Source organism: Bacillus sp. FSL L8-0152 (assembly GCF_038006365.1).
GTDB classification, from domain to species: Bacteria; Bacillota; Bacilli; order Bacillales; family Bacillaceae_G; genus Bacillus_A; species Bacillus_A cereus.
Genome location: NZ_JBBOVB010000001.1, coordinates 4,679,441 through 4,699,552 on the forward strand (window position 1 = coordinate 4,679,441; position 20,112 = coordinate 4,699,552).

Consider the following 20,112-nt stretch of genomic DNA (forward strand, 5'->3'; position numbering starts at 1 on the left):
GTCCCCCTTGTGTTACTTATTACGTTTAATATAGTCTAATAAACGTTCAATATCCCATGTGTTAATCACGTTATCTTTTTGAATCCAACCTTTACGTGCTGCAGCTACACCTGTTTCCATATCTTCTAACATTTCAAGTGTATGAGCATCCGTATTAATCGCTACTTTTACACCAGCATCTTGTGCTTGTTTTAATAATTTCGCGCTTAAATCTAGACGGTTCGGATTCGCATTTAATTCTAAAACTGTATTTGTCTCTTTTGCGAGTTCAATTAATAAATCTGTATCTACATCATAACCCTCACGGCGCCCGAGAAGACGTCCTGTCGGATGGGCAATCATTGTGACATGTTTATTCTCAAGTGCAGTACGCAGACGTTTCATAATCGTTTCACGGTCTTGTGAGAAGCTAGAGTGAATCGCTCCAATGACATAGTCTAATTCTTCTAATACTTCATCATCAAAATCAAGCGAGGCATCTGGTAAAATGTCCATTTCAATTCCGCGTAAAATTGTAATGTCTGGATACTTTTCATTCATACGTTCAATTTCTTTCGCTTGCTCACGAAGACGCTCTTTCGTTAAACCATTCGCTACTTTCAAGTATTGCGAGTGATCAGTAATCGCCATAAACTTGTATCCACGAGCACGGCACGCTTGTACCATTTCTTCAATAGAAAAAGCACCGTCACTCCAAGTTGTATGCATATGTAAATCACCTTGTATATCGGAAAACTGAATTAAGTTTGGATACTCTTTAATTAATTCAATTTCTTTTCCATCTTCACGCACTTCTGGCGGAATAAATGGCAGACCGAAATGAGCGAAGAAGTCTTCTTCAGTCTCAAATGTTTTCACTTCACCTGTTTCCAAGTTCTCTACACCGTACTCACTAATTTTCTCGCCTTTATCTTTTGCGATTTGACGCATTTTTACGTTATGGTCCTTTGATCCTGTGAAATGGTGAAGAGTTGTAATAAACTCTTCTGGTTTTACTAAACGAAAATCAATTGAAATATCATATTCATATTGAAGACGGACAGAAACTTTCGTATCTCCACTCGCGATTACTTCAATCATGTTATCGAATTGTAGTAAATGCTCACGTACCGCTGCTGGTTCTGTCGTTGCAATGATAAAATCTAAATCTTTCACTGTCTCACGAACACGGCGTAAGCTACCAGCGCGAGAGAAACGAATTACTTCAGCAATATTCGACAATTTCTCCTCTATTTCCCCGGCAATAGGCAATACCATCGCAATTGGTAAACGCTCTGGACGAGAGCCTACTTGATCGATTGCTTCTAATATTTTCTCTTCTGTCTTCTTACCGAAACCTGCTAAAGCCTGTACTTTATTTTCCTCACAAACAGCTTTTAGCGATTCCATATCAACAACACCAAGTTCTTTATATAACTTAGCCACCTTTTTACCACCAAGTCCTGGTAGTTTTAATAACGGCAATAAGCTACTTGGTACTTCTTTCTCAAGTTCTTGCAATACTTCAGATGTTCCCGATTCTATATATTCTTGAATAACGGCTGCTGTTCCTTTTCCGATTCCTGGAATCTTTGTGAAATCTTCAATTTCAGAAAGACTACGATCGTCACTTTCTAATGCTGCTGCCGCTTTACGAAATGCAGATATTTTAAATGGATTCGCACCCTTTAGTTCCATAAAAAGCCCGATTGTCTCTAATAATTTGATAACTTGTTTTTTATTTACTTTCATCATTGCCCCGCCTTTCTTTCATAGAAAAAAACTTCTCTTTCCGAAAAAAGAGAAGTTATACTCTGCTACCTGTCTGCCATAGTTCCTTCACCTTTTCAGATAGAATCGGTGTATCGTCTACAATTATTTTGCTAATTGATGATTTTTGTAATGGTGTTTGTACTTGTTCAATCGGAAGAATATTTCCAATGATAATTAAGACAAACAAAATAATATATACTTCTAAAAATCCGAGGATTGCCCCCGCAAACGCATTTACTTGCTTTAAAACCGGTATTTCTGCAAACATATTTAACAAATTACCAAGTAATGAAAGTGCAATTTTAGTGATAATAAACAATATGATAAACGCAAGCGCTTGATAAAATACTGTCTCAATATTATTTGCATCAATCCATTCTGGAACAGATACGTTTTTATCAAATGGATACGGAATAAATTTCGCAAGTGCTGGCGCTAAATCTTTACAGTACCAGTATGCAACAAGGTATGCGATAATAAAGCTTGTTAACTTTACAAGTTGCAGAATAAACCCTCTGCGTAAGCCGAGGAAAAATCCCATAACAAGCAGTAAAATGATAATAATATCAATCATGTTATTCCATTCCTTTTTTTGTCATACTTTCTTTCAATTTCTCATGTTCTTCTTTTAATTTTATGTAATCGTGTATGACGTTTACCGCCGTCAATACCGCTAGTCTACTCGTGTCAAGCGAAGGATTCTTGGCATTGAGTTCGCGCATTTTATCATCCACAATCGCTGCTACCATGCGGATATGACTTGTACTTTCATCGCCAACAACTGAATATTGCTGACCATAGATTTCTACATTAATTCGACTTTTCTTTCCCTTTTGTTGTGACAACTCACCGGCCTCCAATCACGTACAGAATCCTAAAGTTTATCATACCATGAACCTTCATAATATGGAAACAGAAAGAACAATCCGATATGATAAAAATAACAATATAAAAAAAGGGGCGACCATTATGTCAAATTCTATCGTAATTCAAACAAATTCTACAGTAATTGAAGACATGAAACAACAATATAAACATTCGCTTAGCCCAAAAATTCCACAAGGCGGAATCTTCATGGCAAAGGTACCATCTTGCACAATTACAGCGTATAAATCTGGAAAAGTAATGTTCCAAGGAGGCCGCGCTGAAGCAGAAGCTTCTCGTTGGCAAACTGTCTCTCAAACACCGAAAACAGCTGTAAAAAAATCTGTCGATTCCCATCGTTATGCGCCGCCCGCTTCCATCGGTACAATGTCTATTGTAGGGTCTGATGAAGTTGGTACGGGAGATTTCTTTGGACCGATGACAGTCGTTGCTGTATATGTGGATGCAAAGCAAATCCCACTGCTAAAAGAACTTGGTGTAAAAGACTCTAAAAACTTAAATGACGATCAAATTACTGCCATTGCGAAACAACTTCTACACGTTGTTCCTTACAGCTCTCTTGTCCTTCATAATGAAAAATATAACGAGCTATTTGATAAAGGAAACAATCAAGGTAAGTTAAAAGCTTTACTACACAATAAAGCTATTACAAACTTATTAGCTAAAATGGCACCTACAAAACCTGAAGGCGTCTTAATCGATCAATTCACACAACCTGATACATACTATAAATATTTAGCAAAACAAAAACAGGTACAGCGTGAAAATGTTTATTTCGCTACGAAAGGTGAAAGCGTCCATTTAGCAGTAGCCGCTGCTTCTATTTTAGCTCGCTACTCATTCGTAAAACAGTTTGACGAACTAAGTAAAAAAGCTGGTATGCCACTTCCAAAAGGTGCTGGTAAACAAGTTGATATCGCCGCTGCTAAATTAATTCAAAAGCTTGGTAAAGAACGATTACCTGAGTTTGTGAAACTGCATTTTGCTAATACAGAGAAGGCGTTTCGCTTATTAAAATAGTATCGACAAAAACAGGAGCCTACAAACTCCTGTTTTTTGTTTCACCCTACTATTGTCCTTGTAATTATGTCACAACATAATTATACATATTATTAAAATTAAAGAAGATAATTCCTATTACTATTTCTATAAATGATTCTAAACATCTTACTAGGTAATCCCATGAAAGACAATTCAAAATTAGGGAGAATATCCAACTATTAAGTGAGCAACAGGAGTTCCAAAATTTAATCGAAAGATATGGTAGATCATTCCTATTAAATTTTCGGATTCGAAAATTTATCGTGAAACACGATGCACAACAAGCTACAACACTTCTGTGAGGAATTTGAATTCATGATTAGAAGAAAAGGATTGTTTACATAAGGAGGGAATTCATATGGACGCTGTGAAAGTTAAAAAATTATTATATGTTTTCATACACCTCGTAGGTCCACTTTCTTACTTCACTATTTCTACCATTTGGGGAGCTTTTTTCACTACTAAATCCACATTCGAAAATATATCTGATAATCTTGGCGTGATGGCCATCTATTACGTGTTCATGAGTTTACTGTGGTTTTTCTATTTCGATCGATTAGACAAAGATGTCGATAACATTACAAAAGAAATTAACGATAAGAAGATGTAATACATGAAAAAAGGAGAGTCGCCAAGACTCTCCTTTTTTATGTTAGCTTCGTTTCTGCTTCTTATTTGATGAAGGTACTTTATGTGAACCTGTTTCACGTGTCGTCGTTCCTTGTCCTTCTACTTCTGGAGAACCAAGGCTTGACCTTGAATGATCTTTTTTCACTTTTTTACTCATTTATATTCACCCCTTCGCGTTACTTTTTGCTACGGGGTCATAAACTATGCAAACAAAAAAGCGAGAGGAAATCCTCTCGCTTTTTTCATATTTTAGAACTCAGAAGAACCTGGAGTTCTTGGGAATGGAATTACGTCACGGATGTTAGCCATACCAGTGATGTACATTAGGAAGCGCTCGAAACCTAGACCGAATCCAGCGTGTTTTGTACCGCCGTATTTTCTAAGTTCTAAGTACCACCAGTAGTCCTCTTCGTTCATACCTAATTCTTTAATTCTGTCTACTAAAACGTCCATTCTTTCTTCACGTTGACTTCCGCCGATTAATTCGCCGATGCCAGGAACTAGAAGGTCAGTAGCAGCTACTGTTTTTCCATCTTCATTCATACGCATGTAGAACGCTTTAATGTCTTTCGGGTAGTCAGTTACGAATACAGGGCGTTTGAAGATCTCTTCTGATAAGTATCTTTCATGCTCTGTTTGTAAGTCAATACCCCATTCTACTGGGTATTTGAAGTCAGCACCTGATTCTTGAAGTACTTTAATTGCTTCTGTATATGTGATGCGACCGAAGTCAGAGTTAATCACGTTGTTCATACGCTCTAGAACTGTTTTATCAACGAAACTGTTGAAGAAGTCCATTTCTTCTGGTGCATGCTCTAATACATATTTCATTGCATATTTCAGCATATCTTCTGTAAGATCCATTACATCGCCTAACTCAGCGAATGCAATCTCAGGCTCAACCATCCAGAACTCAGCAGCGTGGCGAGTTGTGTTTGAGTTTTCCGCACGGAATGTAGGTCCGAATGTATATACATCACGGAATGCTAATGCATACGCTTCAGCGTTCAGCTGTCCACTTACTGTTAAGTTTGTTTCTTTACCGAAGAAGTCTTTTGATTCATCAACTTGTCCGTCTTCACCTTTTGGTACGTTGTTTAAATCTTGTGTTGTTACGCGGAACATTTCGCCAGCACCTTCTGTATCACTACCAGTGATGATTGGTGTGTGAACATGTACAAATCCACGCTCTTGGAAGAACTGGTGAATCGCAAATGCTGCGATAGAACGTACGCGGAACGTTGCAGAGAATGCATTTGTTCTTGGACGTAAGTGAGCGATTGTACGTAAGTATTCAAACGTATGACGCTTCTTTTGAAGTGGGTAATCAGAATCTGATAAGCCCTCGATATCAATTTTTTCTGCTTTAATTTCAAATGGTTGCTTCGCCCCAGGCGTTGCAATTACTTTACCTTCTACTTTCACTGAAGAGCTAAGTGGAAGCTTTGCAATTTCTTTAAAGTTCTCTAATTCTGTATCGAAAACGATTTGAACGCTTTTGAAGAAGCTACCGTCGTTTAATTCGATGAAACCAAATGCTTTTGAATCACGTAAGTTACGAATCCACCCTGATACTTGTACTGTTTGACCTGCATACTTTTCTGTATCTCTATACAGACTTTTTACTAATGTGTTTTCCATAGTAAAATTCTCCTTTGCTGATATATTTAAATACAAAAAAACCTTTCATCCATAAAGGGACGAAAGGTTAAACTTCGCGGTACCACCCAATTTGTCATAAAGACCAACTTTAACTCGTATGTAATACATACTTCCCGGTTTGTAACAGGCCGGATTCCCGTCTAAGTCTACTCTTGAATACAAAATTCAATTTCGGTTAGCAACTCCAAGGTGTTCTTCACATATACCGCCTCATCAGGCTCTCACCGCCCCTGACTCGCTTTGGATTATAGTATATACTACTTTTCCTTATCATCGTCTTTCATTTTGTTAAACTAAAATTAATGTACTACATTCGAGAGAAAGATGCAAGATGCCAGAAAATATATAAGCGATTTTTGTAATATATCGACTTACCGACATCTTTCGACGATTGTGCAATAAAAAAAATTGCCGGAATGAATCCGGCAATTTTCTAATTACTTACGTAACTCCGCACCAAATTTCTCTTCTACCGTTGTTAATACACGGTTATGCGCTTCTGTTACTTCTTCATCTGTTAACGTACGTTCTGCATCGAAGTAAGTCATAGAGAATGCAAGTGATTTCTTGCCTTCTTCCATTTTTTCACCTTCGTATAAGTCGAATAGTGTTACGTCTTTCAGAAGTTCTCCGCCAGCTTCAGCAATGACTTGCTTCATTTCACCAGCTTTTGTTTCTTTTGTTACCACAACAGCCATGTCACGTGTCATAGATGGGAAACGTGGAATTGATGAGTAGTAAGTTTCTTCAGCGTCTGCACCGAATACTTTTACAAGAGATAGTTCAAATACGAATGTATTTTTCACATCTAATTGTTTTTCTGCTTCTGGGTGCAATTGACCGATGAAACCAATTACTTCGCCATCTAATACGATATCAGCTGTACGGCCTGGATGCATACCTTCACGTTTTGCTGGTGCATATGTGATTTGGTTTGAAACGCCAAGTACGTCGAATAGTCCTTCTAGTACACCTTTCATAACGAAGAAGTCTACTACTTTCTTCTCACCTTGCCATGCATGGTGAAGAGCAAGACCTGTCATAACACCTGCAAGGTGTTGTTCTTCTTTCGGAAGTTCCCCTGCTTCTGTTGGTAAGAAGATAGAACCTACTTCATATAAAGCAACGCTGTCGTTTTTACGAGCAACATTGTATGAAACTGCTTCTAGCAATTGCGGCACTAAGCTTAAACGAAGTTGGCTACGCTCTTCGCTCATTGGAAGCGCAAGGTTTACAGGTGCTTTTTCGTTTGGCTCAACCATGTATTGTTTCGCTTTGTCAGCGCTTGTTAATGAATACGTAATTGCTTCATATAAACCAGCACCCTCTAAGAAACGACGTACTTTACGACGTTTCGTTTGTGCTGATGTTAATTTACCACGAGTCATCGTTCCAGAAGGTAATGTAACTGGAATGTGGTCATAACCGTATAGACGGCCCACTTCTTCTACTAAGTCTTCGGAAATTGTAATATCAGGACGACGTGCTGGTACATTTACATGGAATGTTCCTTCTACTTCTGTGAATGGGAATTTCAAGTTTGTGAACATTGTACCCATCTCACTCGCAGAAATATTTGTACCTAATACACGGTTTACTTTTTCAGCAGTAACAGATACTGTACGCTCTTGTACTTGTAAGTTGTCAGCTTCTACTACACCTTCAAGCGCTTCACCGCCAGCATATTTCGCCATTAAAGCAGCTGCGTGTTGAATTGCTTCAAATGTACGTGTTGGGTCGATTCCTTTTTCGAAACGTGCACTTGATTCACTACGAAGACCTAAGTCTTTTGATGTACGACGCACTGTTTGACCTGCAAAGTATGCAGACTCAATTAGAACGTTTACTGTCTCATTTGTAACTTCAGAATCCGCTCCGCCCATTACACCAGCAACAGCTAAAGCTTTTGTTCCGTTTGTAATTACAAGGTGGTGGCTTTGTAATGTACGCTCTTGATCATCTAACGTTTCAATTTTTTCGCCTTCTTTTGCAAGACGAACAACGATTTCTTTTGAACCTAATTTATCGTAATCGAATGCATGTAACGGTTGACCGTATTCCATTAAAATGTAGTTTGTAATATCAACTACGTTGCTAATTGGACGAATGCCAGCTGCCATAAGGCGAGTTTGCATCCACATTGGTGATGGACCAATCTTTACGTTTTTAACCATTTTTGCAATGTATAATGGGTTTTCTTCTTTCGCTTCTACATTTACAGAAATATAATCAGAAGTTTTTTCTGCTGTTTCTTGTAATTCGATAGCTGGAAGTTTTACTTCTCGCCCGTAAATAGCAGCCACTTCATATGCAACACCTAACATGTTTAAGCAATCTGCACGGTTTGGTGTTAAACCAAGCTCAAGTACTTCATCGTGTAAGTTTAAAATTTCAAGTGCATCTGCACCAACTTCAGTGTCACTTGGGAAGATGAAGATACCATCTGCATATTCTTTTGAAACTAACTTTCCATCAATGCCAAGCTCTTGAAGAGCACAAACCATACCGTGAGAAGCTTCACCACGTAGTTTTGCTTTTTTAATTTTGAAGTTACCAGGAAGTACAGCACCAACTTTTGCAACTGGTACTTTTAAACCTTTTGCAATATTAGCAGCTCCACAAATAATTTGAACTGGCTCTTCTTCACCGATATCGATTAAGCATTTGCTTAATTTATCAGCTTCTGGGTGTTTTTCACATTCTAATACGTGACCAACTACAACACCTTTTACACCTTTATTTAATACTTCAACGCCTTCTACTTCAATACCACTTTTCGTGATTTTGTCTGCTAGTTCTTGTGCTGTTACATCTTTAATATCTACATACTCTTGTAACCAACGATATGATACGAACATATTTATCCTCTCCTTCCCTTACGCTCGTTTGAATTGTTGTAAGAAACGTACATCATTTGTATAGAAATGACGAATGTCATCTACGCCGTATTTCAACATTGCGATACGCTCTGCGCCCATACCGAATGCGAAACCTTGATATTCTTTTGAATCATAACCAGCCATTTCAAGTACGTTCGGGTGAACCATACCTGCGCCTAAAATTTCAATCCAGCCAGTTCCTTTACAAGTGCCGCAACCTTTGCCATGACACATCATACAAGAAATATCCATCTCTACAGATGGCTCTGTGAATGGGAAGAAACTTGGACGAAGACGGATTTCACGATCTTCACCGAACATCTTTTTCACGAATACTTGCAGTGTACCTTTTAAGTCACTCATACGAATGTTTTTATCAATTACAAGACCTTCAATTTGCATGAACTGATGTGAATGCGTCGCATCATCATCATCGCGGCGATACACTTTACCAGGACAGATAATTTTGATTGGGCCTTTTTCTTTATTATTTTCCATCGTACGTGCTTGCACAGAAGATGTATGTGTACGTAGTAACGTTTCTTCTGTAATGTAGAATGTATCTTGCATGTCACGTGCTGGGTGATCTTTCGGTAAGTTTAGTGCTTCGAAGTTGTAGTAGTCTTTTTCTACTTCTGTTCCTTCAGCTACTTCATAACCCATACCGATGAATACATCTTCAATTTGTTCAACAACAGCTGTTAACGGATGGTGACAACCTGTTTCAACAGGACGACCTGGTAATGTAACATCAATTGTTTCCGTAGCCAATTTCGCTTCAATTACTGCTTTTTCTAAGTTACCAATTTTGTCTTCTAGACGCGTTTGAATCGCTTCACGTACTTCATTTACTAATGCTCCCATACGTGGACGCTCTTCTGCTGATAATTTTCCCATGCCGCGTAATACTTCTGTAATTGGACCTTTTTTTCCTAAATACGCTACGCGTACGTCGTTTAAGCCCTTTAGCTCTTTCGCTTCTTCAATAAGCTCTAACGCTTTTTGCTTTAGCTCTTTTAAACGTGCTTCCATTTTGGAACCCTCCTAATTTTAAAAATAAAAAAACCTCGCTCCCAAAAAGGGACGAGGTAAATTCGCGGTACCACCCTAAATTGACAGAACAAGTCTGCCCACTCATTAGTTATAACGATCAATTCTGACCGGAACGCCTTTACATATACATGGTCCTGGCGTCAACTCCAGAGGTGAATTCACTTCCGTCTACCATAAGAATGCTTTCAGTCTACGGCATTCTCTCCCTATATGGCGATTTTGTAAGCTACTCTTCTCTATCAACGTTTTTCGTTATTTAACTTTTAATATAATGTACTTCAACTTATTATAAGAAGTTTTTTATTTGTTCGCAACCGGGCTTTGCAAATAATACGTTAAAATCCCTGCTGCAACCGCAACATTTAATGATTCTGCCCTACCGTAAATCGGAATATACAAGTTTTGATCCGTTTTTGCAAGAATTTCTTGGCGTACGCCATTTCCTTCATTTCCAACAATTAATGCAAAACTTCCGGCTGGAGTTACTTCACCATACGGAACTCCATTTTCAAGAGCTGTTCCATATACAGGAACGTTATTTTCTTTTAACTTGTCTACCCATTCTTCTAAGTTCCCTTTTACAATTGGCAAGTGGAAAATAGAACCTTGTGTAGAGCGGAGTACTTTACTATTGTAAACATCAACACAACCTTCTCCAAGCACAACGGCGTGAATACCAGCTGCATCAGCTGTACGAATAATTGTTCCTAAATTACCTGGGTCTTGCAGGCCATCTAATAAAAGGAATTTCCCATCAGTAAGAGCTACTTCTTTCTCATGCTTCTCACAAACAGCAAATACACCTTGCGTCGTTTCTGTTTCACGAAGTATTTTTACAATCGCCTCAGGCACGATATACATTTCCACATCATTAACTGTCCAATCTTTCGGAAGGTCTGTCTGATCTGAAACGATAAGTTCTGTTACAATTCCTGCCTTCAGAGCTTCCTCGACTAAGTGAAATCCTTCTACAAAAAATAAACCTTTTTTATCGCGTTCTTTTTTCGTTTGCAGTTTTTTCCACTGCTTTACACGCGGATTTTGTACTGAATCAATGTTTTTCATAATATGTATTTCCCTCTCTTCTTGTCTTATCATTATAGCCTATTTTTCATACATATTTACATAAAAAAGAACAAAAACTAACGTCAGTTTCAATTCTGAAGAAGAGGTGAAAGCAATGAGTTTTAATTTACGCGGTGCCGTATTAGCGAATGTATCTGGTAATTCACAAGATCAATTACAAGAAACAATTGTCGATGCAATTCAAAGCGGTGAAGAAAAAATGCTTCCAGGTCTTGGCGTTTTATTTGAAGTCATTTGGAAAAACGCTGATGAAAATGAAAAGCACGAAATGTTAGAAACACTAGAGCAAGGATTAAAAAAATAAGCAATTTGAAAATCACCTTCGCATAAGCTAAGGTGATTTTTTTACGAAAAAAATTTTTCTTCTCCTAAACATTTCTACTTTACTAACGAACTATGATGGAGTACAATGTTCAAAATACATTTAAACCGATCGATTTTTCTTCGTATACATCATTAGATAAAAGGAGTGAATGTTTTATGCACCGTATTACGCTTGAACAAGTTTTTAAACATCACATTACACAAAAATACGTAAACCGTTCTGGAATGGTCCACGCGATCGCTGTCGCTTACCATGCGTTTCACCTAGCCAAAAAGCATCACGCCTCAGTCGATGCTGCGACAAAAGCCGGTTTCCTTCATGATATCGGACATCATACGTGGTATACAGGCGGCGAATGGGACTATGACTTATATAAAAAGAATGATATCCATGCAATTAAAGGTGCTGAAAGAGCACATAAATTGCTTATTAGATTAGGAGAACATCCAAAACTAGCAAAAGAAATTTCTATCGCAATTCTTCTTCATACAGATTCTTTCTTAGTAGAACAAGAAATTGAAAGAACATCTCTTCAAAACATTATTAAATGGGCAGACGAAGCAGATGAAGAACCAGGCGGAGCTCATCATTATAGAACGATTTCTTATGAAAAAGCACTTAAAGCTATTCAGCAATTAGATCGATTGGTAGAGCGTGAATTGCAAATAGAGCAAGCAAAATTGAATAACAAGACAAAACATAGTTATCAATGAGAAAGAGGCATCACTACAGGGTGATACCTCTTTTATTATTTTATGGAAAATAAACCTTTATCCCGCATTAACGGGCAGTAAGACCCCCACCTCGAAATTCAGCAAAGACGAGGAAGTTAGGTGGAGAATCAACTGCCCGTAAAAGCCCGATTGGTGAGGGCTGATAATCAGTGGGGGATGAACCTCCCCAATGATTAAAGTTTCACTTTATATGTAATATTTAAATGTTACATTCAAAAACATTTTACTTTATAATTAAATATACAAATATAAAAGAGGTGATTTTACAAATGCAACCCGCTACACAGCTTTCTAATGAACAAAAACACTCGATGTCATGGGGACAATTTATTAGCTCTGTTTTATTCGCCTTTTTTGGAACTGGACTTATTACTGTGTTCCTCGCAATGCCATTAACAATTTATACAGCAGGTCTTACAGATAAAAAACAAGTTGCCCTGTATGAATCTATTGCAAATACTGCGAGTACCGTATTACAACTAGCTGTATTGTTATTCTTCATTTTTAAATTCGAACCCGCAAAAAAATTACTACTAAAATCTTTTAACTTTAAAACACTGAAAGAATGGCGCACATACGTATACTTACTTCTTTTCTTCGTTATCAACATCATACTCAATTACATCTTGTTAAATTATGTGTTCCAAGACGCAACAAAGCAGCAATCTTCCGCACTAAGCTTAGACGTCTTTAAGCAATATCAAATATTATTACTTCTCAGCTTTGCAATACTCACACCCATTTTTGAAGAACTTATTTTCCGTGGTTTTATACTTCGCTTCTTCTCAGAACGCTTTCCATTTTGGATTGCAGCCATCGTAACAAGTTTCTTCTTCGGTATCGCTCATACATACTCACTTGGGGTAATGGTAATTACTTTCTTTATGGGATTATTAATGGCCATTTTATGTAAAAAAACAAAGTCCATTATTCCAGCTATGTTATTTCATATTATGAATAACATGTTGGCATTCTTGAGTTAAAAAGAGGTATCATCGCGATACCTCTCTTTACTCTTTTATCATAACTTCAAACTCTTCTGCGGTTAGCGTTTTTGATAATCCGTATCGTTATTACCCATTTCCTTCAATTTATATATACTCATTAATAATATCCAAAATAAACCTCATGTAGTAAAATATAACTTAATTCACATAAAGGAGTTTACATATGTTCAGTATTATTTGGATGCTTTTCACGCCACTTCTCTTACTATGCGGGATTGCTGGTGGTATTTTTTTAATAGTAACAGGGATTAAATATCGGAAATTATTCGTTGGTTTAATGGGGCTACTTAGCCTATCCTTTGTCACACTACCTTTTGTTCTTTTAAGTGTAGGGATTCATATCGATACAATTTTCCCGATTCCAACTGCTCTTTACTGGACCCTATTTTCTTTAACTGGATTATTAGCAGGGGTAAGTGGAGTACAAGCCAAAATTAAAAGTATACGTAATATGGGATTCATTATTTTTACCATTGGAATATTAGGTGTTATCTTCTGGGAGCTCATGTCTGTAGGTGATTCATTCTATATATAATATTTTTTAGCAACCTACAAATCGGAGGTAATACAGAAGTGTTTGGAATATTAACTTGGATGATTTTAGCTCTTACTTTAATGTTATGCGTATTTATCGTTGGTATTTTTTTAATTATTGCTGGCATGAAACATCGTAAATTACTTACCATTATAGCTGGTTTCACTAGCATATTACTCATCGTTGTTCCTATTGTTTGTATAGGTTCTGGAATAGATTTAGAGGGGATGCTTCCAATTTCGGGAACTTTATATTGGTGCTTCTTCTCTTTAGCTGGACTATTAGCTATTATAAGCGGCAGGCAAATATCGAGTATTTGTTCTATGGGGACAATTTTGTTTATAACAGGGCTGTGCTCCGTAACTGGTTATCATTTTTTATATCTCACTCTTTAAAAAGGCAAAAAAGCAGGGAAATTAATTCCCTGCTTTTCTATTTGGTTTATTGCCTGATGGTAAGAAGAACGATAACACCCAAGCAATCCCTGCAAGTATCGTTGCAATTAAGAAGGCATCGTTAATACCGTTAATTGCAGATAGCTTTGAAATTTGTCCATATAATAGTTGTGTGCTCATCGCGTCTCCTGCTTGAGCTGATCCAGCTAAGGCCGCTAAGCTTTGACCCATGCCGTGTACTTTATCAACTAAAATTGGGTTTGATGTTGTTAACATGTTGCCGTAATCTGCTACGTGAGCAGTCGTTTGTTGCGTCATAAGTGTGATTAAAATCGCTGTTCCGATTGAACCAGCTACTTGTCTTGACGTATTTTGCGTTGCTGTACCGTGAGAAATTAATTTCATCGGTAGCGCGTTCATACCAGCTGTCATAATTGGCATCATAATGAATGACATACCAATTGAACGTATAATATAATCCGTCATAATAACGCTATACGGTGTATCCATCGATAATTTTGTAAATTCATATGTCGCATACGTCGTAATTGCCAATCCAATTATCGCTAATGGACGAATGCCATATTTATCGAATAATTTACCCGCTACTGGTCCCATGATCCCCATAATTAATGATCCTGGAAGAAGTAGTAAACCAGATTCAATTGGCGTAAAGCCACGAATGTTTTGCAGATATACTGGAAGCAATAACATACCTCCGAATAATGCCATCGTAACGATTGCGTTAATTACTAAAGTAAAAGTAAATACTGGATATTTAAATACTTGTAAATCAAGCATTTTATTGTCCGTTGTTAACTCTCTCCAAATAAATAACGCTAAACCAATTACACCGATAACAAGTGAAATAATGACTTCTGCACTAGTCCAACTATTATTTCCAGCTTCACTAAATCCGTACAATAAGCTTCCTAGTCCAATACTTGAACTAACCACACCGAATATATCTAATTTCGTTTTAGACACTGGCTGAGCTAGTGTAAAGAATTTTAAAGATAGGAACGTAATAATTAAACCAATAATAAACATCGCATAGAACATTAAGTTCCAGCTATAGTTTTCAATCACCCAACCTGTTACAGTTGGTCCGATAGCTGGCGCTAAAATCATCGCTACACCTAGTAATCCCATCGCCGCTCCGCGTTTATGAGGCGGGAATAACGTCATAAAGATATTCATACCAACCGGCATTAAAATACCCGCACCAACTGCTTGAATTACGCGACCTGTCATCATCATTGTAAAGTTTCCTGAAGTAGCACAAATGATAGATCCTACCGTGAAGAATAACATTGCTGCTACGAATAATTTACGATACGTAAATCGTGAAACTAAAAAGGCACTAATCGGTACTAAAATACCATTTACAAGCATGAAGCCTGTAATTAACCATTGTGCTGTTGAAGTTGATACATTAAATTCATTCATTAACGGAGGTAATGCAACGTTAATGATTGTTTGGTTTAAAATAGAAACGAACATACCGAGAATTAATACAGCTACAACTGCTTTTACGTTCACATTCTCTACAGGCATAGACATTTGTTTTTTCGGCACTTCTTTTTCTTGTTTTACTTCTTCTTGCTTTCCTGTTTCTAACTCAACTACATTAGAAATTTCCGATTCTTGCTTTCGTTCAATTTCTTTCTCTTCTGTTTCAACTTTACTTACTTCTATTTTACTTACGGCTGGGACTTGTTCTTCTCCCATTTTCGTTTTTTTCTTTCGTAAAAGACGATTTACAAGGAAGAAGACGATTATACAAAATAGTGCATATCCTGCAATTACAATTGAGGACATCTCATCTCCCCCTTACTTATGAATACGAACTGTCACATTCATGCCAGGAACAATATTTACTGATTTGCTATGATCTAAAGAAATTTTAACTGGTACTACTTGTGTTACTTTCGTATAGTTCGCTGTTGCGTTGCTTGATGGCAACATAGAGAATGTATTCGCTGTTGTTAAGCCAACTTGTTCTACTTTTCCTGTTAACGTTGTATCTGGGTATGCATCTACATACACATCTACATCTTGACCTTTTTGAACATCATCAACATCTGTTTCTTCAATGTTTGCTGTTACCCATAAATTGTTCATATCGAATGCGTAAGCAATCGGGCTACCAGCTCCAACGAAAGCATTTGTTGTTGCGTTTGATTGTACAACCGTTGCATTTTGTGGAATTGTTACATCTACTGTTTGTTCTCCATTAGCTGCCGCTACAGTAACAGTACCTAGTTTATCGTTCTCATTATAATTTTTTCCTACTTCAGCTTTCCAGTCAGTTAGTTTACCTGCTACTGGTGAAGCAACCGGAATTACCTTTCCATCAATCTTTGCATTGTCTGTTTTTAAGTAATTTTCCGTTTGATTGTAATAGTAATAACCGCCAATACCGCCGCCAACTAGTACAATTAATGTGATAATGTTGATAATTACCATTCTTCGAAACTGATTCATTGCATTCCTCTCCTTATATCGCATATAATTTTTTTCTAAACTATTTATGTCCTTATTGTTTAGATTGTTTAATTGTTAATTATATTAACCTTTTAACAAAAAAATCACACCATCTGCAGCGTAAATCGAAATTTATCTACCTGCGAGCGGTGCTGATTTCTGAAGGACTATCGTTTATAATTATAAATAATTATTTTGAATCTACAACCGACAATTTACGTATGAAATGTCGTTTAAACAACAATATAATACCAATATGTTGTTTAAGTACAGAAAATTAAACGAGGGGAAATAAAAATGTCTATTAAAAATACAAATGATCCACGTGTAAAACGGACGAGACAACTCATACAGGATGCTTTTGTCGCTTTAGTAGGCGAAAAAGGTTTTGAAAATGTTACTGTTCAACATATTGCAGAACGCGCTCCTGTAAACCGCGCTACATTTTATAGCCATTACCACGATAAATATGACTTACTAGACAAAAGCATTGAAGAAATGTTAGAAAAGCTAACTGAAGTAATTAAACCGAGAAATAGAAATAAAGAAGATTTCCAACTAACATTTGATTCGCCACATCCAAGTTTTTTGGCCTTGTTCGAACATATTGCAGAAAACACTAACTTCTATAACGTCATGCTTGGTGATAAAGCTGCCGGAAACTATACGTATAAGATGATGAAAGCAATTCAAACGCATTTAACATTAAGCCTCTCTATTTCACAACCTAACGATGAAAAACTAATGGTTCCACGCGATATTCTCATTAGTTATGTTACTGGTGCCCATCTAGGGATGATTATGTCATGGCTTAAAAGAGGAATGATATATACCCCGCATTTTATGGCGATGCAATTAACTCGTTTAATTATTTTAGGCGCTCATACTGCAGCGGGATTAGAACGGCCTTTTTAAAACATAAAAAAGCGAAGGAGAATCTCCTTCGCTTTTTCTATTAATTAAATGTAATGTTATGTACAGCCTCTTTATCAAGACGTTTAATAACTTCTACAATTAACTTCACTGCATTTTCATAATCATCACGATGTAACATTGCCGCATGAGAATGGATATAGCGCGTTGCAATTGTAATTGCCATAGAAGGAATACCATTTACAGCAATGTGAATCGCACCCGCATCCGTTCCTCCGCCCGCTACTGAATCATATTGATACGGGATTTGTAATTCATCAGCAACATCAACTACGAAATCACGTAAACCTGTATGTCCAATAACAGAAGCATCATATAAAATGATTTGTGGTCCATCGCCCATTTTACTTTGCGCTTCTTTTGACGTTACACCCGGTGTATCTCCAGCGATACCAACATCTACTGCGAACGCGATATCTGGTTTAATATAATTCGCAGATGTTTTTGCGCCACGAAGACCAACTTCTTCTTGTACAGTTCCAACGCCGTATACAACGTTTGGATGCTTTTCATCTTTTAGTTGTTTTAATACGTCAATTGCAATTGCACAACCGATTCGGTTATCCCACGCTTTTGCAAGTAACATTTTTTCATTCTTCATCACTTGGAATTCAAAGTACGGTACAACTTGATCTCCTGGTCGTACGCCCCACTCCATCGCTTCTTCTTGGCTAGAAGCACCGATATCGATGAACATGTCTTTAATTTCAACTGGCTTTTTACGAGCTTCTGGAGGTAAAATGTGCGGTGGTTTTGAACCAATTACACCTGTTACATCTCCTTTACGCGTTACAATCGTCACGCGCTGTGCAAGCATAACTTGTGACCACCAGCCACCAACCGTTTGGAAGCGAAGGAAACCTTTGTCATCGATTTGTGTAATCATAAATCCAACTTCATCTAAATGACCTGCAACCATAATTTTCGGACCGTTTTCTTCCCCTACTTTTTTCGCAACTAAACTCCCTAAATTATCAGTAGAAAGTTCGTCCGCAAACGGCTCGATATATTTCTTCATTACTTCACGTGGTTCACGTTCGTTACCAGCAATACCACGTGCATCCGTTAATTCTTTTAGCATTGTCAATGTCGCGTCTAATTTTGTCATTGCCAACACCCTCCTTTTTCTTCAGTCAATTCATTATACAATAATTAAATTGAAATATTCAAAAATTAAATTAGTATCCTTGTGTTTGACGCTGATGATTTACCTCATTTTTATCTAAATATGCTTTTTCAATCTCTTCTTGCTCAAATTCAAGTGCTTGTCCAAGTCGAAGATAGCTCGTAAATAATTCAATATAGTTTGTAATAGATGGTTGATCTGTAAAACGAATTACTTTCGCATATGTGTCTAAGAAAATTTCCACTTGTGTTTTATTCGTTTGTGCACATTTATAGAATAAGAAGTTTTTATCAATACCTAAATCAATTCCGATTGATAAAATAAAATGCAAACCATCTACGTATTCTTCTAATATTACTTCACGTTCCGAAGCTGGTTTGTTGCTCCAATATTTAAAACAACGTGTTTCATTTGCAAGTTCACCAATTTCTACAAGAAGAGCTAACATTTTTTCTTTTAACAATTTTTTCGGTTGTAAGTCATGTTCTTTTGCAATACGGTCATCTAATTCTTTTTGTAATTTAAATAGTTGTAGTAAGTCCATTCTATTGTCCTCCTCCAACATCGCATTTTACGCAACAATGTTGTTTCATCTCAAAGTTCATTATTATGTTTCAGTTCTTATGAATAAGTCAGCTATCTACCTCTTTATAAAATAGCTTGTCCTTAATTTGCAAATACGTTTCAGTCATCACTCTTAAATTGTTCATCTGATGAAAGTTCCATATCATCTTTCCATTATAGCAGTGTCGTTTCGGCTAGGAAAGATACTCTTCTTTCCAAACGTGCATAATTAAAAAAAGCCAGGAGGATTCTCCTGACTTCATATGTATATTCTTCTATATCACTATAGTTTTTATGTTGATTTTGTCATATCGATAACAACACATCCGTTAATCTTTAGAACTTCAAACTTCTCTCTGAACACAAACAAAAAACCTTAGAAGAAAATTCTTCTAAGGTTTCAACTAATTAATTAGTTAATGTTGTTTTTTGCAACTGTTGCTAATTCAGCGAAAGCTTTTTCGTCATGAACAGCTAAGTCAGCAAGCATCTTGCGGTTAACTTCGATGCCAGCATTTTTAAGACCGTGCATTAAGCGGCTGTAAGAAAGACCATTCATACGAGCTGCTGCGTTGATACGTGTAATCCATAATTTACGGAAGTCACGTTTCTTTTGACGGCGGTCACGGAATGCATACATTAGAGATTTCATAACCTGTTGGTTAGCAACCTTGAATAATGTATTTTTTGAACCGTAGTAACCTTTTGCTAATTTAATTACTTTTTTACGACGTTGACGAGTAACTGTACCACCTTTTACTCTTGGCATAATATTACCTCCTAATTGTTCTATATATCAGCCGAACTTATTTTAAGTTGTCAAGCATTTGACGAATGCGTTTGAAGTCACCAGCGCTTACTACACCAGCTTTACGTAGTTTACGTTTAGCTTTTGTAGATTTGTTAGCGAATAAATGGCTTGTGTAAGCGTGAGAACGTTTCAGTTTACCTGATCCAGTCTTTTTGAAACGCTTTGCAGCGCCGCGATGAGTTTTTTGTTTAGGCATAGGTATTTCCT

22 protein-coding genes, 1 pseudogene and 2 other annotated features are annotated in these 20,112 nt (G+C 37.0%); of the genes and pseudogenes, 9 read left to right on the forward strand and 14 right to left on the reverse strand.

Features of this window, described 5'->3' with window-relative positions; genetic code table 11:
• Nucleotides 1-12: 12 nt before the first annotated feature.
• From polX to zapA, 3 genes are read right to left on the reverse strand one after another with little or no spacing between them, the layout of a single operon-like run.
• Nucleotides 13-1,731, reverse strand: a complete 1,719-nt coding sequence (gene polX / locus MHH27_RS23690) for a DNA polymerase/3'-5' exonuclease PolX (protein ID WP_000867533.1) — start codon at nucleotides 1,729-1,731, stop codon at nucleotides 13-15.
• A gap of 55 nt (nucleotides 1,732-1,786) precedes the next feature.
• A complete protein-coding gene (locus MHH27_RS23695) occupies nucleotides 1,787-2,326 on the reverse strand; it encodes a CvpA family protein (protein WP_000565409.1) in 540 nt (179 codons plus the stop codon).
• Between the two features lies 1 nt (nucleotide 2,327).
• On the reverse strand, nucleotides 2,328-2,597 hold the full coding sequence (zapA, locus tag MHH27_RS23700) for a cell division protein ZapA (protein ID WP_000082701.1): 270 nt from the start codon (nucleotides 2,595-2,597) through the stop codon (nucleotides 2,328-2,330).
• Nucleotides 2,598-2,721: 124 nt separating this feature from the next.
• Here zapA and rnhC point away from each other — a divergent pair, with 124 nt between their 5' ends.
• The 3 genes and pseudogenes from rnhC to MHH27_RS23715 all read left to right on the forward strand — a co-directional run bounded on the left by rnhC (nucleotide 2,722) and on the right by MHH27_RS23715 (nucleotide 4,288).
• Nucleotides 2,722-3,657, forward strand: coding sequence for a ribonuclease HIII (rnhC, locus tag MHH27_RS23705; protein WP_053563578.1), 936 nt, complete (start codon nucleotides 2,722-2,724; stop codon nucleotides 3,655-3,657).
• Nucleotides 3,658-3,789: 132 nt separating this feature from the next.
• Nucleotides 3,790-4,023 (forward strand): annotated as a pseudogene (locus MHH27_RS23710) (hypothetical protein).
• A gap of 13 nt (nucleotides 4,024-4,036) precedes the next feature.
• On the forward strand, nucleotides 4,037-4,288 hold the full coding sequence (locus MHH27_RS23715; protein WP_097821753.1) for a hypothetical protein: 252 nt from the start codon (nucleotides 4,037-4,039) through the stop codon (nucleotides 4,286-4,288).
• A gap of 42 nt (nucleotides 4,289-4,330) precedes the next feature.
• On the opposite strand, the gene MHH27_RS23720 is transcribed toward MHH27_RS23715, so the two are convergent.
• From MHH27_RS23720 to MHH27_RS23740, 5 genes are all read right to left on the reverse strand, one after another.
• On the reverse strand, nucleotides 4,331-4,465 hold the full coding sequence (locus tag MHH27_RS23720; protein WP_000039595.1) for a YuzL family protein: 135 nt from the start codon (nucleotides 4,463-4,465) through the stop codon (nucleotides 4,331-4,333).
• 92 nt (nucleotides 4,466-4,557) lie between these two features.
• Nucleotides 4,558-5,949 (reverse strand): asparagine--tRNA ligase, encoded by a 1,392-nt coding sequence (asnS, locus tag MHH27_RS23725; RefSeq protein WP_000432189.1) that lies wholly within the window; start codon nucleotides 5,947-5,949, stop codon nucleotides 4,558-4,560.
• Nucleotides 5,950-6,001: 52 nt separating this feature from the next.
• Nucleotides 6,002-6,253: a binding site (T-box leader), on the reverse strand.
• 154 nt (nucleotides 6,254-6,407) lie between these two features.
• The gene (gene pheT, locus MHH27_RS23730; protein ID WP_098329350.1) at nucleotides 6,408-8,828 is read right to left on the reverse strand and encodes a phenylalanine--tRNA ligase subunit beta; all 2,421 of its coding nucleotides are present in this window, start codon (nucleotides 8,826-8,828) and stop codon (nucleotides 6,408-6,410) included.
• Nucleotides 8,829-8,846: 18 nt separating this feature from the next.
• A complete protein-coding gene (gene pheS / locus MHH27_RS23735) occupies nucleotides 8,847-9,881 on the reverse strand; it encodes a phenylalanine--tRNA ligase subunit alpha (protein WP_000388220.1) in 1,035 nt (344 codons plus the stop codon).
• A 44-nt stretch (nucleotides 9,882-9,925) separates the two neighbouring features.
• Nucleotides 9,926-10,154: a binding site (T-box leader), on the reverse strand.
• Nucleotides 10,155-10,202: 48 nt separating this feature from the next.
• On the reverse strand, nucleotides 10,203-11,000 hold the full coding sequence (locus MHH27_RS23740) for a TrmH family RNA methyltransferase (RefSeq protein ID WP_139213252.1): 798 nt from the start codon (nucleotides 10,998-11,000) through the stop codon (nucleotides 10,203-10,205).
• Nucleotides 11,001-11,082: 82 nt separating this feature from the next.
• On the opposite strand from MHH27_RS23740, the gene sspI reads away from it, so the two are divergent.
• The 5 genes from sspI (at nucleotide 11,083) to MHH27_RS23765 (ending at nucleotide 13,984) form a co-directional block, all read left to right on the forward strand.
• Entirely contained in the window at nucleotides 11,083-11,292 is a 210-nt protein-coding gene (gene sspI / locus MHH27_RS23745) for a small acid-soluble spore protein SspI (protein WP_000009509.1), read from the forward strand.
• A 176-nt stretch (nucleotides 11,293-11,468) separates the two neighbouring features.
• The gene (locus MHH27_RS23750; protein WP_090976943.1) at nucleotides 11,469-12,026 is read left to right on the forward strand and encodes an HD domain-containing protein; all 558 of its coding nucleotides are present in this window, start codon (nucleotides 11,469-11,471) and stop codon (nucleotides 12,024-12,026) included.
• A 290-nt stretch (nucleotides 12,027-12,316) separates the two neighbouring features.
• Nucleotides 12,317-13,030 carry a CPBP family intramembrane glutamic endopeptidase gene (locus MHH27_RS23755; protein ID WP_001182112.1) on the forward strand — a complete coding sequence of 238 codons (714 nt, stop codon included), beginning with the start codon at nucleotides 12,317-12,319 and terminating at the stop codon, nucleotides 13,028-13,030.
• A gap of 187 nt (nucleotides 13,031-13,217) precedes the next feature.
• Nucleotides 13,218-13,589 (forward strand): DNA-binding protein, encoded by a 372-nt coding sequence (locus tag MHH27_RS23760; protein WP_340944341.1) that lies wholly within the window; start codon nucleotides 13,218-13,220, stop codon nucleotides 13,587-13,589.
• 38 nt (nucleotides 13,590-13,627) lie between these two features.
• Complete coding sequence (locus MHH27_RS23765) at nucleotides 13,628-13,984, forward strand: ammonia permease (protein WP_340944343.1); 357 nt, start codon at nucleotides 13,628-13,630, stop codon at nucleotides 13,982-13,984.
• A gap of 21 nt (nucleotides 13,985-14,005) precedes the next feature.
• On the opposite strand, the gene MHH27_RS23770 is transcribed toward MHH27_RS23765, so the two are convergent.
• Both MHH27_RS23770 and MHH27_RS23775 read right to left on the reverse strand, forming a co-directional pair.
• Complete coding sequence (locus tag MHH27_RS23770; RefSeq protein WP_000095293.1) at nucleotides 14,006-15,805, reverse strand: DHA2 family efflux MFS transporter permease subunit; 1,800 nt, start codon at nucleotides 15,803-15,805, stop codon at nucleotides 14,006-14,008.
• Nucleotides 15,806-15,817: 12 nt separating this feature from the next.
• Nucleotides 15,818-16,471 carry an HlyD family secretion protein gene (locus MHH27_RS23775; protein WP_001071419.1) on the reverse strand — a complete coding sequence of 218 codons (654 nt, stop codon included), beginning with the start codon at nucleotides 16,469-16,471 and terminating at the stop codon, nucleotides 15,818-15,820.
• 297 nt (nucleotides 16,472-16,768) lie between these two features.
• Here MHH27_RS23775 and MHH27_RS23780 point away from each other — a divergent pair, with 297 nt between their 5' ends.
• Nucleotides 16,769-17,386 carry a TetR/AcrR family transcriptional regulator gene (locus tag MHH27_RS23780; protein WP_000023672.1) on the forward strand — a complete coding sequence of 206 codons (618 nt, stop codon included), beginning with the start codon at nucleotides 16,769-16,771 and terminating at the stop codon, nucleotides 17,384-17,386.
• Nucleotides 17,387-17,426: 40 nt separating this feature from the next.
• On the opposite strand, the gene MHH27_RS23785 is transcribed toward MHH27_RS23780, so the two are convergent.
• The 4 genes from MHH27_RS23785 to rpmI all read right to left on the reverse strand — a co-directional run bounded on the left by MHH27_RS23785 (nucleotide 17,427) and on the right by rpmI (nucleotide 20,101).
• Entirely contained in the window at nucleotides 17,427-18,512 is a 1,086-nt protein-coding gene (locus MHH27_RS23785) for a M42 family metallopeptidase (protein ID WP_000163555.1), read from the reverse strand.
• A gap of 70 nt (nucleotides 18,513-18,582) precedes the next feature.
• Nucleotides 18,583-19,074 carry a dUTP diphosphatase gene (locus MHH27_RS23790; RefSeq protein WP_000365050.1) on the reverse strand — a complete coding sequence of 164 codons (492 nt, stop codon included), beginning with the start codon at nucleotides 19,072-19,074 and terminating at the stop codon, nucleotides 18,583-18,585.
• A gap of 432 nt (nucleotides 19,075-19,506) precedes the next feature.
• Nucleotides 19,507-19,863, reverse strand: coding sequence for a 50S ribosomal protein L20 (gene rplT / locus MHH27_RS23795; protein WP_001138362.1), 357 nt, complete (start codon nucleotides 19,861-19,863; stop codon nucleotides 19,507-19,509).
• A 37-nt stretch (nucleotides 19,864-19,900) separates the two neighbouring features.
• Entirely contained in the window at nucleotides 19,901-20,101 is a 201-nt protein-coding gene (gene rpmI / locus MHH27_RS23800; RefSeq protein ID WP_001125945.1) for a 50S ribosomal protein L35, read from the reverse strand.
• Nucleotides 20,102-20,112: the final 11 nt, after the last annotated feature.

Coding starts and splice junctions, on each gene's coding strand:
- polX (WP_000867533.1), bottom strand. CDS start 1,731: ATGAAAGTAAATAAAAAACAAGTTATCAAATTATTAGAGACAATCGGG.
- MHH27_RS23695 (WP_000565409.1), bottom strand. CDS start 2,326: ATGATTGATATTATTATCATTTTACTGCTTGTTATGGGATTTTTCCTC.
- rnhC (WP_053563578.1), top strand. CDS start 2,722: ATGTCAAATTCTATCGTAATTCAAACAAATTCTACAGTAATTGAAGAC.
- MHH27_RS23715 (WP_097821753.1), top strand. CDS start 4,037: ATGGACGCTGTGAAAGTTAAAAAATTATTATATGTTTTCATACACCTC.
- MHH27_RS23720 (WP_000039595.1), bottom strand. CDS start 4,465: ATGAGTAAAAAAGTGAAAAAAGATCATTCAAGGTCAAGCCTTGGTTCT.
- asnS (WP_000432189.1), bottom strand. CDS start 5,949: ATGGAAAACACATTAGTAAAAAGTCTGTATAGAGATACAGAAAAGTAT.
- pheT (WP_098329350.1), bottom strand. CDS start 8,828: ATGTTCGTATCATATCGTTGGTTACAAGAGTATGTAGATATTAAAGAT.
- pheS (WP_000388220.1), bottom strand. CDS start 9,881: ATGGAAGCACGTTTAAAAGAGCTAAAGCAAAAAGCGTTAGAGCTTATT.
- MHH27_RS23740 (WP_139213252.1), bottom strand. CDS start 11,000: ATGATAAGACAAGAAGAGAGGGAAATACATATTATGAAAAACATTGAT.
- sspI (WP_000009509.1), top strand. CDS start 11,083: ATGAGTTTTAATTTACGCGGTGCCGTATTAGCGAATGTATCTGGTAAT.
- MHH27_RS23750 (WP_090976943.1), top strand. CDS start 11,469: ATGCACCGTATTACGCTTGAACAAGTTTTTAAACATCACATTACACAA.
- MHH27_RS23755 (WP_001182112.1), top strand. CDS start 12,317: ATGCAACCCGCTACACAGCTTTCTAATGAACAAAAACACTCGATGTCA.
- MHH27_RS23760 (WP_340944341.1), top strand. CDS start 13,218: ATGTTCAGTATTATTTGGATGCTTTTCACGCCACTTCTCTTACTATGC.
- MHH27_RS23770 (WP_000095293.1), bottom strand. CDS start 15,805: ATGTCCTCAATTGTAATTGCAGGATATGCACTATTTTGTATAATCGTC.
- MHH27_RS23775 (WP_001071419.1), bottom strand. CDS start 16,471: ATGAATCAGTTTCGAAGAATGGTAATTATCAACATTATCACATTAATT.
- MHH27_RS23780 (WP_000023672.1), top strand. CDS start 16,769: ATGTCTATTAAAAATACAAATGATCCACGTGTAAAACGGACGAGACAA.
- MHH27_RS23785 (WP_000163555.1), bottom strand. CDS start 18,512: ATGACAAAATTAGACGCGACATTGACAATGCTAAAAGAATTAACGGAT.
- MHH27_RS23790 (WP_000365050.1), bottom strand. CDS start 19,074: ATGGACTTACTACAACTATTTAAATTACAAAAAGAATTAGATGACCGT.
- rplT (WP_001138362.1), bottom strand. CDS start 19,863: ATGCCAAGAGTAAAAGGTGGTACAGTTACTCGTCAACGTCGTAAAAAA.
- rpmI (WP_001125945.1), bottom strand. CDS start 20,101: ATGCCTAAACAAAAAACTCATCGCGGCGCTGCAAAGCGTTTCAAAAAG.